The sequence below is a fragment of the Kitasatospora sp. GAS1066B genome, from assembly GCF_041262605.1.
Lineage (GTDB): Bacteria > Actinomycetota > Actinomycetes > Streptomycetales > Streptomycetaceae > Kitasatospora.
In genome coordinates, this window is record NZ_JBGCCO010000004.1 from 224,675 (window position 1) to 236,404 (window position 11,730).

Annotated in this window: 10 protein-coding genes; 2 read left to right on the forward strand and 8 right to left on the reverse strand. The window is 71.8% G+C overall.

The genetic code is table 11. The features are described 5' to 3' along the window. Positions 1–22 precede the first annotated feature (22 nt). Positions 23–700 (forward strand): uracil-DNA glycosylase, encoded by a 678-nt coding sequence (locus ABH937_RS05955; RefSeq protein ID WP_370217432.1) that lies wholly within the window; start codon positions 23–25, stop codon positions 698–700. A 47-nt stretch (positions 701–747) separates the two neighbouring features. On the opposite strand, the gene ABH937_RS05960 is transcribed toward ABH937_RS05955, so the two are convergent. From ABH937_RS05960 to dnaK, 8 genes are read right to left on the reverse strand one after another with little or no spacing between them, the layout of a single operon-like run. After that, positions 748–1,197 carry a DUF1931 family protein gene (locus ABH937_RS05960; protein ID WP_370217433.1) on the reverse strand — a complete coding sequence of 150 codons (450 nt, stop codon included), beginning with the start codon at positions 1,195–1,197 and terminating at the stop codon, positions 748–750. A 35-nt stretch (positions 1,198–1,232) separates the two neighbouring features. Beyond that, positions 1,233–2,924: an FAD-dependent oxidoreductase gene (locus ABH937_RS05965; RefSeq protein WP_370217434.1), complete on the reverse strand. Its 1,692-nt coding sequence runs from the start codon at positions 2,922–2,924 to the stop codon at positions 1,233–1,235. A gap of 13 nt (positions 2,925–2,937) precedes the next feature. After that, entirely contained in the window at positions 2,938–3,384 is a 447-nt protein-coding gene (trxA, locus tag ABH937_RS05970; RefSeq protein ID WP_370217435.1) for a thioredoxin, read from the reverse strand. A 2-nt stretch (positions 3,385–3,386) separates the two neighbouring features. Further along, on the reverse strand, positions 3,387–6,008 hold the full coding sequence (gene clpB / locus ABH937_RS05975) for an ATP-dependent chaperone ClpB (protein ID WP_370217436.1): 2,622 nt from the start codon (positions 6,006–6,008) through the stop codon (positions 3,387–3,389). Then, positions 5,999–6,382: a chaperone modulator CbpM gene (locus tag ABH937_RS05980; RefSeq protein ID WP_370217438.1), complete on the reverse strand. Its 384-nt coding sequence runs from the start codon at positions 6,380–6,382 to the stop codon at positions 5,999–6,001. Before ABH937_RS05980 ends, clpB begins: the two co-directional genes overlap by 10 nt. Further along, entirely contained in the window at positions 6,379–7,341 is a 963-nt protein-coding gene (locus tag ABH937_RS05985) for a DnaJ C-terminal domain-containing protein (RefSeq protein ID WP_370217439.1), read from the reverse strand. Before ABH937_RS05985 ends, ABH937_RS05980 begins: the two co-directional genes overlap by 4 nt. A 6-nt stretch (positions 7,342–7,347) precedes the next feature. Continuing rightward, positions 7,348–7,854 carry a nucleotide exchange factor GrpE gene (locus ABH937_RS05990; protein ID WP_370217440.1) on the reverse strand — a complete coding sequence of 169 codons (507 nt, stop codon included), beginning with the start codon at positions 7,852–7,854 and terminating at the stop codon, positions 7,348–7,350. Between the two features lie 9 nt (positions 7,855–7,863). Continuing rightward, positions 7,864–9,768: a molecular chaperone DnaK gene (dnaK, locus tag ABH937_RS05995; RefSeq protein ID WP_370217441.1), complete on the reverse strand. Its 1,905-nt coding sequence runs from the start codon at positions 9,766–9,768 to the stop codon at positions 7,864–7,866. 369 nt (positions 9,769–10,137) lie between these two features. Between dnaK and ABH937_RS06000 the strand changes: the two genes are divergently transcribed. Beyond that, positions 10,138–11,730 carry a PucR family transcriptional regulator gene (locus ABH937_RS06000; protein ID WP_370217442.1) on the forward strand — a complete coding sequence of 531 codons (1,593 nt, stop codon included), beginning with the start codon at positions 10,138–10,140 and terminating at the stop codon, positions 11,728–11,730.

Genomic DNA, 11,730 nt, shown 5'->3' on the forward strand with positions numbered 1-11,730 from the left:
CTGGGCCGATAGAGTGAGGGGCATGGCACCGCGTCCCTTGCACGAGATCGTCGAACCCGGTTGGGCCCAGGCCCTGGAACCGGTGGCCCGGCGGGTCGCCGCCATGGGCGAGTTCCTGCGCGGCGAACTGGCCGCCGGGCGCACCTACCTGCCGGCCGGGCCGGACGTGCTGCGCGCCTTCCAGCAGCCGTTCGCGGACGTCCGGGTGCTGATCGTCGGTCAGGACCCCTACCCCACGCCCGGGCACGCCGTGGGCCTCAGCTTCTCGGTCGCCCCGCAGGTGCGGCCGATCCCCGGCAGCCTGATCAACATCTACCGCGAGTACGGCCAGGACCTGGGCTTCCCGCCGCCCGCCAACGGTGACCTCATGCCGTGGACCCAGCAGGGCGTGCTGCTGCTCAACCGGGCGCTGACCACCGCGCCCGGCAAGCCGGCGGCGCACCGCGGCAAGGGCTGGGAGGAGGTCACCGAGCAGGCGATCCGGGCGCTGGTGGCGCGCGGCACCCCGCTGGTGGCGATCCTCTGGGGGCGGGACGCGCGCAACCTGCGCCCGCTGCTGGGGTCGGTCCCGGCCGTCGAGTCGGCGCACCCGAGCCCGATGTCGGCGGACCGCGGCTTCTTCGGCTCGCGTCCGTTCAGCCGGGCGAACGACCTGCTCGTCCGCCAAGGCGCGCAGCCGGTCGACTGGCGACTGCCGTAGCACGCACCGGCAGTGTTCCGGCCATGCATTTTCGGCGTCTCAGGCGTTCAGATCAGGAGGTCGAAGAGCTCGAAGGCTTGGTCCCACTGCTCGGTGGCGGGACGGCGGGTTTCCGGGGCGATCGTCTTGAGGGCGCGGCCGAGGGCGATGCTGAGGCCGCCGGCGAGCAGTGGCAGCCGGGCTTCGGTCTCCTCGGAGGCGTCCATCCCGAGGGCGGGGCGGGCGGCGATCTGGTCGAGCAGGGGGCGCAGCTCGATCTCCTCGTCCAGTTTCTTGAAGGCGTGGATGCTCTCCTGCAGGCCCTTGGTGACGGGGAGGTCCTGAGGCTGGATGACGTCCCGGTCGTTGGCCTTGGCGTTGGCCGTGCCGATGACGAAGAGGTCGTAGAGTTTGGCGTCCACGAAGTCGCTGTAGCGCTTGAGGTCGTTCTTGCTGACGTCGAGGCCGGCTGCGGCTCTGAAGAAGTGTTCGAACTTGGCAACTCCCATGACGGGCATGCGATTCACCTTCTCCTGCGGTGGGTGAGCGGGTGTCAGTGGATTCCGGGTGATCCCACCTCCCTGAGGTGTTCGTGGACCAGGCGGACGGCCATCGAGCCTTCGCCGACCGCCGAGGCCACCCGCTTGACCGAGCCGCTGCGGACGTCGCCGGCGGCGAAGATTCCGGGGCGGTCGGTCTCCAGGGCGAACGGGGTGCGAGCGAGGTGGCGCCAGAGTGCTGCGGGGGCAGCGCCGGCCAGGTCCTGTCCGGTGGGGATCGAGCCGTGCGGGTCGAGGCGGATGGTGCCGACGAGCCAGGAGGTGCGGGGGCGCGCGCCGATGAAGACGAACAGGGCGTGCACCTCCAGCACACGCTGTCCGCCGGAGCGGTTGTCCCGGACCACGACTGACTCGACCCGATCGGTGCCGGTGACTTCCTGGACTTCGGTGTGCAGCATGACCTCGATCCTGGGGTGCTGGGTGATCCGGTCGACCAGGTAGCGGGACATGCCGGCAGTGAGGTCGCCGCCGCGGACCAACAGGTGGACGCTGGGCGACTGGGCTGCCAGGAAGAGCGCGGCCTGGCCGGCGGAGTTGCCGCCGCCGACGACGGCCACCGGGTCCAGGCGGCAGGTCCTGGCCTCCCAGAGCGTGGCGGCGTAGTGCACCCCGACGCCCTCCAGCCGGTCGACTCCCGGTGCGGGCAGGCGTCGGTAGCGGGCGCCGGTGGCCACCACGACCGCGTGGGTGGAGATCGCGGTTCCGTCGGCCAGCCGGATCAGATGGTGCCCGCTCTCCTGTTCCAGGCCGACGGCCTCGGCGGGGACGGTGATCCGGGCGCCGAACCGCCCGGCCTGGAGGACCGCGCGTTCGGTGAGCTCGACCCCCGAGATGCCGGCCGGGAAGCCGAGGTAGTTCTCGATCCGGGAGGAGGTGCCGGCCTGGCCGCCGGTGGCCACCGCGTCCAGCACGACGGTGGCCAGCCCCTCGCTGGCTCCGTAGACGGCGGCGGCCAGACCGGCCGGTCCTGCGCCGACCACCAGAAGGTCGCAGACCGTCGCCACCGCAGTGTCGGTGCGCAGGCCGATCACCCGGGCCAGGTCGGCGTTGGAGGGATTGCGGAGCACCCGGTCGCCGCGCCACACCACCACCGGCGTCTCCTCGGGCGTGATGCCGAGACGGCGCAGCAGTGTCTCGGCCTCGGCGTCCTTCTCCAGATCGACCCAGCGGTGCGGGAGCCGGTTGCGGGCGGTGAACTCCAGCAGTCGGCGGGTGTCCGGTGAGAAGGCGGAACCGATGATGCGAAAGCCGGTCCCCTGCCCGGCGAGCAGGATGCGGCGCCGCAGATAGGCGCGCAGGATGAGGTCGCCGAGCACGGGTTCACGGGCGAGCAGGTCGGGCAGGTTCGACCAGGGCACCGCCAGGACTTCGCCCCGTTCGCGGACCACGGCGGTGAGGACGGCGGCCTGGCCTTCCAGCAGGCCGAGCTCGCCGAGGAAGGACCCGGGGCCGTGCAGTTGGAGGGTTCTCTCCTGCTCGCCGTGACCCTCGACCACGGCGACCGTGCCACTCAGGACCACGAAGAACTCCCTGCTGGGCTCGCCCTCCCGGAAGAGCAGCTCACCTTCGCGGACCCGCCGCCGTTGCCCGCTGGCGCTCAGGACAGCGATCTGATCGTCCGTCAATCGCGGGAAGGCGCCGTAGGGGTCCGGTGTCGGCGCGGGCGTGGGTCGGTCGGTGGTCACGTGACTCCCTCAGTCAGGCGGCTTGGGCGCTGTCCACCAGGGCCTTCTCCACCCACTGGCGCAGCGCCGGGGCGGGGGCGGCTCCGGCCTGGCGGGCGACGGGCCGGCCGTGGTCGAGGACCAGCAGGGTGGGCACGGCCTGGACCTCGAAGCGCTGGGCCAGGGCGGGCGACCTGTCGATGTCGACCTTGACGAGTTTGATCCGCCCGGCCAGTTCGGTCGCGACCTGTTCCAGGGCGGGGCTGACCATCCGGCAGGGGCCGCACCAGGTCGCCCAGAGGTCCACCAGGACGGGCAGTGCGGCCTGCTCGACGACGGCGGCGAAGTCGTTGTCGCCGGCTTCGGTGATCCAGGGCAGCGGGGTCTGGCAGTTGCCGCACCTGGGGCGCCCCTGTGCGGCGGCGGGGAGGCGGTTGGCCTTTCCGCAGTTGGTGCAGCGGACGGTGGTCGTGGCACTCATGGCTACTCCTGCGGCTCGTCCTGGAAGCTGACGACCAGCTCGCCGTCCCGGGCGTCGACGACGATGGTCACGCCCTCGTGGACGTCGCCGGCGAGCAGTGCCCGTCCGATCTTCGTCTCGACCTCGTGCGAGATGAAGCGGCGCAGCGGCCGGGCGCCGTAGACCGGGTCGTAGCCCTCCGCGGCGATCAGGTGGCGCGCCTCCTCGGTGAGGACGAGGGAGATCCGCTGCTCGCCGAGGCGCTTGCGCAGGTCTTCCAGCAGCAGGTCGACGATGCGCTCGATCTCGGCGAGGCCGAGCGGGTGGAAGAGCACGATGTCGTCGACGCGGTTGAGGAACTCGGGGCGGAAGTGCCGGCTGAGTTCACCCATCACGAGATCCCGCACCTCGGGTTTGATCTCGCCGCCGGCGGTGGCGTCCTGGATCAGGTACTGCGACCCGATGTTGGAGGTCATGATGACGACGGTGTTGCGGAAGTCGACGGTGCGGCCCTGGGCGTCGGTGATCCGACCGTCGTCCAACACCTGGAGCAGGGTGTTGAAGACATCGGCGTGGGCCTTTTCGATCTCGTCGAAGAGGACGACGGAGTAGGGCTTGCGGCGTACGGCCTCGGTGAGCTGGCCACCCTCCTCGTACCCGACGTATCCGGGGGGTGCCCCGACGAGACGGCTGACGGTGTGCCGCTCCTGGTACTCGCTCATGTCGAGGCGGACCATGTTGTTCTCGCTGTCGAACAGCGCGGTGGCGAGGGTCTTGGCGAGTTCGGTCTTCCCGACGCCGGTGGGGCCGAGGAAGATGAAGGAGCCGATCGGCCGGCGCGGGTCGCGCACGCCCGAGCGGGCCCGGATCACCGCGTCGGCGACCAGTTGGACGGCCTCGTCCTGTCCGATCACCCGCTGGCGCAGGATCTCGTCCAGGCGGAGCAGCTTCTGCCGTTCGCCTTCCTGCAACCGGCTGACCGGGATGCCGGTCCAGGCGGAGACGATCTCGGCGATCTCGTCGGCCGTGACCACCTCGCGCAGCAGTCGGTTCTCGCCCTGCTTGGCGGCGAGTTGCTCCTCCTCGGCGTCCAGGCGGCGCTCCAGTTCGCTGATGGTGCCGTAGCGCAGCTGGGCGGCGCGATTGAGGTCGTAGGCGCGTTCGGCCTCCTCGGCATCCTGCCGGGCGCGTTCCAGATCCTGGCGCAGTTCCTGGACGCGGCGGATGGCCTGGCGTTCGGCCTCCCACTGGGCGTGCTTGGAGTCCAACTCGCCTCGCAGGTCGGCGAGTTCGCGCCGCAGGTCGGCCAGGCGGGCGCGGCTGGCCGGGTCGGTCTCCTGGGCGAGCGCCGCCTCCTCGATCTCCAACCGGGTTGCCCGGCGGGTGAGTTCGTCGAGCTCGGCGGGCATCGAGTCGATCTCGGTGCGCAACCTTGCGCAGGCCTCGTCCACCAGGTCGATGGCCTTGTCGGGGAGGAAGCGGTCGCTGATGTAGCGATGACTGAGGGTCGCGGCGGCGACCAGGGCGCCGTCCTGGATCTTGACGCCGTGGAAGACCTCCAGGCGCTCGCGGATGCCACGCAGGATGGAGATCGTGTCCTCCACGCTCGGCTCGTCGACCAGGACGATCTGGAACCGGCGTTCGAGGGCGGCGTCGGACTCGATGTGTTTGCGGTACTCGTCCAGGGTGGTGGCGCCGATCATGTGCAACTCGCCGCGGGCCAGCATCGGCTTGAGCATGTTGCCGGCGTCCATCGCGCCCTCGGCGGCGCCCGCGCCGACGACGGTGTGCAGCTCGTCCACGAAGAGCAGGATGCGTCCCTCGGCTCCCTTGACCTCGGCCAGTACGGCCTTGAGCCGTTCCTCGAACTCGCCGCGGTACTTGGCGCCGGCGACCAGCGATCCCATGTCCAGGGCGAACACGGTCTTGTCGCGCAGCCCTTCGGGGACGTCGCCGCGCACGATCCGCTGGGCCAGGCCCTCGACGATGGCGGTCTTGCCGACGCCGGGTTCGCCGATCAGCACCGGGTTGTTCTTGGTCTTGCGGCTGAGGATCTGGATCACCCGGCGGATCTCGGCGTCGCGGCCGATCACCGGGTCGAGGCGGCCGGTGCGGGCGTCGGCCACGAGGTCGCGGCCGTACTTCTCCAGCGCCTCGTAGGCGGCCTCCGGGTTGGCGGAGGTGACCCGCTGGTTGCCGCGCACCCGGGTGAGGGCGCTCAGGAAGGCGTCCTTGGTGATCCCGTGCTCCGCCAGTCGGCGCCCGGCGGCGGTGGCCGAGCCCTCCTCCACCAGGGCGAGCACCAGGTGCTCGGTCGAGACGTACTCGTCCTTGAGTCGTCTGGCCTCCTGCTCGGCCGTGTCGAGGAGCCGGGCGAGGCGCTGGGTGACCGTCACCTGGCCGGGTGCGGCGCCGGGACCGGTGGTGCGCGGGCGTTTGGCAAGGTCGGCCTGGACGGCGGTGCGCAACGCGGCCGGGTCGGCGCCGGCCTGCTCGAACAGCCGGGGCGTCAGGCCGTCCTGCTGGTCGAGCAGGGCCAGCAGCAGGTGTTCGCCGTCGACCTGGTTCTGGCCCAGGCGCACCGCGACGCTCTGCGCTTCCTGGAGGGCTTCCTGGGACTTCTGGGTGAGGCGGTTCATGTCCATGGGATTCGCTCCTTGGCGGCCCGCTCGCGGTGGCGCAGCGCGCTCTCCAACTCGTCGATGCGGTCGAGCAGGTCGAGGACGAGCCCGATGGCGGCGTAGTTGAGGGACAGTCCGGTCCGCAGCCGCTGGGCCCGGGCGATGGTCGCCGGGGCGCTGGTGCGGAACCAGAACCGGCCGAGGCGGTCCCGCTCGGCGTCCACCAGCCCCAGGGCGACGAAACGGCGGACCAGGTCGGGTGACAGGCCGCTGTGGTGGGCGACGCTGTCCAGGGACAGCCGGTACGGGTCGGGGCGGTAGATCCGCACGAGCGGGTAGCGAGCACCGGTGTCGGCCGGTCCGATGCCGTCGGCGGGAGGACGCTGCTGGGCTCTCATGTCTGCTTCCTCGGGTCAAACGTCGACACTGCGGCCAGTTCCTCCAACAACTCGCGCTCGCGCGGGCTCAGCGAGGGTGGCACCATCACCCGGATCTCGGCGTAGAGGTCACCGGGGGAACCCTTGGGGTTGGGCATCCCCTCGCCCCGCAGTCGTAGCCGGCGGCCGGTGGAGGTGCCCGGTGGGACGTGGACCTTCGCGGTGCCGCCCGGCCCGCTGACCGGGATGGTCGCCCCGAGCGCGGCCTCCCACGGGGTGACGGGCAGGTCGACATGGATGTCGCGACCCGAGAGGCGGTAGCGCGGGTGCGGCGCGATCCGCACCACCAGGTAGAGGTCCCCGGCGGCGCCCTGGCCGCGGCCCCGGCCGCCCTCCCCCGCGAGCCGGATCCGCTGTCCGTTGACCACGCCGGCCGGGACGTTCACGTCATAGCTGCGCCCGCCGCCCGGCCCGTCGAGGGTGATCTTCCGTCTGCCGCCCCGGTAGGCCTCTTCCACGGTGAGCGTGAGTTCGGCCTCCTGGTCGGCGCCGGGGACCGGCCCGGCACGCGCTCGGCCGGCCGGGCCCGCTCGGCCACCGAAGATACCGCCGAAGAGCTCCTCGAAGTCGACGTCGGACGTGTCGTACTGCCCTCCCGTCGTCCAGACCCGCGCGCCCCCTCGGCCACCCGCCCCGGCGTACCCGCCCCTTCCCCCGAAGCCCTGGGCGGCGGCCGCCCGTTCGTCGTAGTCCTCGGGGATCTGCCGGAAGTCGGGGCCGAAGCGGTCGTACCGGGCCCGGGTGTCGGGGTCGGAGAGCACGCTGTATGCCTCGTTGAGCTCCTTGAAGCGGTCCTCGGCGGCCGGGTCCTTGTTCACGTCCGGGTGGTAGCGGCGGGCCAGGGTACGGAACGCCTGCTGGATCTGGGCCGCGTCGGCGGTCCTCGGGACGCCCAGCACCTCGTAGTAGTCGCGGGCCATGGCGTCTCACTCCGGCTTGCGGCTGACCGCCACCGCCGCAGGGCGCAACTGCCGCCCGGGCTCACCGTACCCGGGGCGCAGCACCTGGACGACGGTGCCCGGAGCGGTGTCCGGGGCGTCGACCACGGTGACCACGTCGTGCAGGGCGGGGTCGAAGGGGACGCCGGTCTCGTCGTGGCGGGGGTAGCCGAGGCTTCTCAGCACCTCGACGGCCTGGTCGCGGACCGCCCGGACGCCCTCGACGATCGACCCGGGGTCGGCGGCCGCGTGGGCGAGGGCCAGTTCGAGGTTGTCGAGCACCGGGAGCCAGGCAGCGGTGACCCTGGCCCGTTCGGCCTCCAGTTCGCGGGGCCGCTCACGGGCGTGCCGCTTGCGGAGGTTGTCCAGATCGGCGAGCGCCCGCCGCCACCGGTCCTCCAACTCCTCGATCTCGGACATCTCCCGTGCCGGAGCCGCCTCCTGCGAGAGTTCCGGCGCCTCCTGCGGAGGACGGTCCTGGTCCTGTTCCGACATGACGCCGCCTCAGCTCCGGTCGAAGTCGGCGTCGATGACGTCGTCGTCGCCCGCGCCACCACCCGAGGCGTCGCCCGAGGGTCCGCCACCGGCGGCCTGGCCGGACGCGCCCGAGGGCCCGGCCGGGTGGGCGGCCAGTCCGGCGTAGACCTGCTGGAGCTCGGAGGTGAGGCTGCGGGCGCGGTCCGCGGGTGCCTCCTCCTTGATGGCCGCGCGTGCCTGATCGATCAACAGCTCGGCGCGGGCCCGCTCGTGCTGCGGCGCGGCGTCGCCGAGTTCGCTCAGCCGGCGTTCGACCTGGTAGGCGACCGCGTCCAGCTCGTTGCGGGCGTCGACTGCCTCGCGCAGCGCTCTGTCGGCGGAGCGGTTCTGCTCGGCCTCGGCGATCATCCGCTCGACCTCGGCCTGGTCGAGGTTGGAGCCCTCGCTGATGGTGATCGACTGTTCGGCGCCGGTGTCCTTGTCCTTGGCGCTGACCTTGAGGATGCCGTTGGCGTCGATGTCGAAGGTGACCTCGATCTGGGTCTGCCCGCGTGGCGCGGGCTTGAGGTTCTCCAGCCGGAAGCGGCCCAGCACCCGGTTGTCGGCGGCCAGTTCACGCTCGCCCTGGAGCACCACGATGTCCACGGCCGGCTGGTTGTCCTCGGCGGTCGAGAAGGTCTCGGAGCGGCGGGCGGGGATGGTGGTGTTCCGTTCGATGATCTTGGTCATCACACCGCCCGCTGTCTCCACGCCCAGCGAGAGCGGGGTGACGTCGAGCAGCAGCACATCCTTGACCTCACCCTTGAGCACTCCGGCCTGGACGGCGGCGCCCAGCGCCACCACCTCGTCCGGGTTGACGGTCATGTTGGGGTCCTTGCCACCGGTCAGGCGCCGCACCAGCGCCTGCACCGCGGGGATGCGGGTCGAACCACCGACCAGGATGACCTCGTCGATGTCGTTGTCGGTGACCTTCGCGTCGGCCATCGCCTGCTTCACCGGGCCCAGGCAGCGCTCGACCAGGTCCGCGGTGATCTGCTCGAAGGTGGAGCGGCGGACGGTCTCGGTCAGGTGCTTCGGCCCGGAGGCGTCCGCGGTGACGAACGGCAGGCTCACCTGGGTCTGGGTGACCGAACTCAGCTCGGTCTTGGCCTTCTCGGCGGCCTCGAACAGCCGCTGCAGGGCTTGCGGGTCCTTGCGCAGGTCGATGCCCTCGGTCTTCTGGAAGTCGTCCGCCAGGTGGTCCACCAGCCGGCGGTCGAAGTCGTCGCCGCCCAGGTGGGAGTCACCTGCGGTGGCGCGGACCTCCACCACGCCGTCGCCGACGTCCAGGATGCTGACGTCGAAGGTGCCGCCGCCGAGGTCGAAGACCAGGACGGTCTCGTGACCCTTCTTGTCCAGCCCGTAGGCCAGCGCCGCCGCGGTCGGCTCGTTGATGATCCGCAGGACCTCGAGGCCGGCGATCTTCCCGGCGTCCTTGGTGGCCTGCCGCTGGGCGTCGTTGAAGTAGGCGGGCACCGTGATGACCGCCTCGGTCACCCGCTCGCCGAGCGACTTCCCGCCGTCGTCGGCGAGCTTGCGCAGCACCTGCGCGCTGATCTCCTCGGGCGCGTACTGCTTGCCGTTCACCTCGAATCGGGCCACCCCGCCCGGTCCCTCCACCACGTCGAAGGAGACCGCCTTGGCCTCCTCCACGACCTCGTCGTAGCGACGGCCGATGAACCGCTTCGCGGACGTGACGGTGCCCTTCGGGTTGAGGATCGCCTGCCGCCGGGCCAGCTGCCCCACCAGCCGCTCGCCGGTGTCGGAGAAAGCCACCACCGAGGGCGTCGTCCTGGATCCCTCGGCGTTCGGTATCACGGTGGGCTCACCGCCCTCCCAGACCGCGATGACCGAGTTGGTCGTACCGAGATCGATGCCGACTGCCTTCGCCATGGGAACCTCCTCCGTCGTGACACGGACCGGTCGTGACCGTGACGCGGGCCCCGGCGAGACCGCCGACGACAGCCGCGCGTTCGCGCCCACGCCAGCCGCCAGCCTCGCGCGACAGTCCTCGGGATTCCTCGCCCTGGCAGGACGAACCCGCGACGGCCCGCTCGTCCGCCAGGACGGGTGCCAAGCCCGCGGCCTGCCGCTGAGGGCCCGCCTCGGGCGGCGTAGCGTGGTAGCAGCGGCTGATGTCCCGAGCCCCGAAGGGGGCCTGTCATGGATGACGCTGTCCCGCCCGCGATGACGGCCTCACCACCGCATGCGGTCCCGCCAACGGCTGGGGTAGCGCACACCCTGCTTCGCCACACCACGGCGATGTTCGAGGGAGCCGACGAGTTCGCGGTACTGGGGGCTGCCAGGGCCGCGATGGCGGCGCTCGGCCCGTTCGACGCGGCCCACCTGCTGCACAACGGCCTGCCGGTGCGCCGCGCACCGTTCACTCCCGCCGTATCCGGCGCGCGGCCGCACACCGCAGCCACAGCCACCGGCCACCCGGACGGCGCCGGCTGCTGCTGGATGCGGGTCTACGCCCTACGTGACGGCGACCGCTGTCTCGGCCACCTCGTCGTCCGAGCCCGCACCGCGCCCTCGGCCGACGAGAGCGCCCTCGCCGACCTGCTCGTCCGGCAGGCCGGCATCGCCCTCGCATGGATGGCGCGGCGCCGGCTGGAACGCGCCACTGCCGTGGAAAACGACCGGCTGAGGGCTGCGGAGGTCCGGCGCGACGCCGACCCCGGCGCTACCGTCGCGGTCCTGGAACGCACCGGCGCCTGCCACGAAGCGCTTGCCCGCGCGGCGGCCTCCGGCCGGGGCGAGAAGGGCATAGTCCGGGCTCTCCACGAACTCACCGGGCTCCCGGCGCTGACCGAGGACCTCTTCGGCAACCTGCGGGTCTGGGCAGGCCCCGGTCCGCCCCCGCCCCCTCGCGGACCTGACCTCGGACCCCGAGAAGAGCTGCTGCAGCACGCACGGCACCAGCCGGGCGCCGTCCGTGACCGGGACCGGCTGATCGCCCCCATCGCCATGGCCGGCGACCTGCTCGGCCTGGTAGCCCTGGTCGACCCGGACCGGCGAGCCGGGAAGCCGGACACCTGCGCCCTCGACCAGGCCGGCCTGGTCCTGGCCCCGGAACTCTCCCACGCGCGCAGGCTCGCCCTGTTGGAACCACAACTGCGTCGTGATCTCGTCGACAGGCTGATCTCGGGCCGGGCGACCGAGGACATGTTCGCCTGTGCGGCCACCTTCGGCCACGATCTGCACCGGCCGCACCGGGTCGCCGTACTGCAGTGGCCCGGACCCGCCGACCAGGCGGCGCTCGGCGACGCGGTCGCCCGCGCGGCCGCTCGCCTGCGCGTGGACGTGCTCATCGGCGCCCGCCGGGAGACCACGGTCGTGCTGGCAGCGGGGCTCGACTCCGGGGACGCGCTGTACCGGGCCGTCTCCGAGGACCTCGACACCCGGGCCGGGGCCATCGGAGTCGGCGGCCGCTGTGACAGCCCCGCAGACCTCCCGCACTCCTACGACGAGGCCGCCCGAGCCCTCACCGTGCGGCGCAGATCCCACGACCCGCACGGCAGCACCAACTTCGAGGAGCTCGGCCTCTACCGCATGATGGGCACCGGCGACGGCGAACGGGAAGCCGACCGCTTCGTCCGCGAATGGCTCGGCGCCCTGCTGGACTACGACGCGCGCCACCACACCGACCTCGTCACCACGCTCTCGCGCTACCTCGAGAGCGGCGGAAGCTACGACGCGACCTCTGAGATCCTGCTCATCCATCGGAGCACCGTGCGCTACCGCCTCCAGCGCATCCGCGAGATCACCGGCCACGACCTCAGCGACGTCGAGGCCCGGCTCAACCTCCATGTCGCCACCCGCATCTGCAACGTGTTCTACGAACCCCGTTGA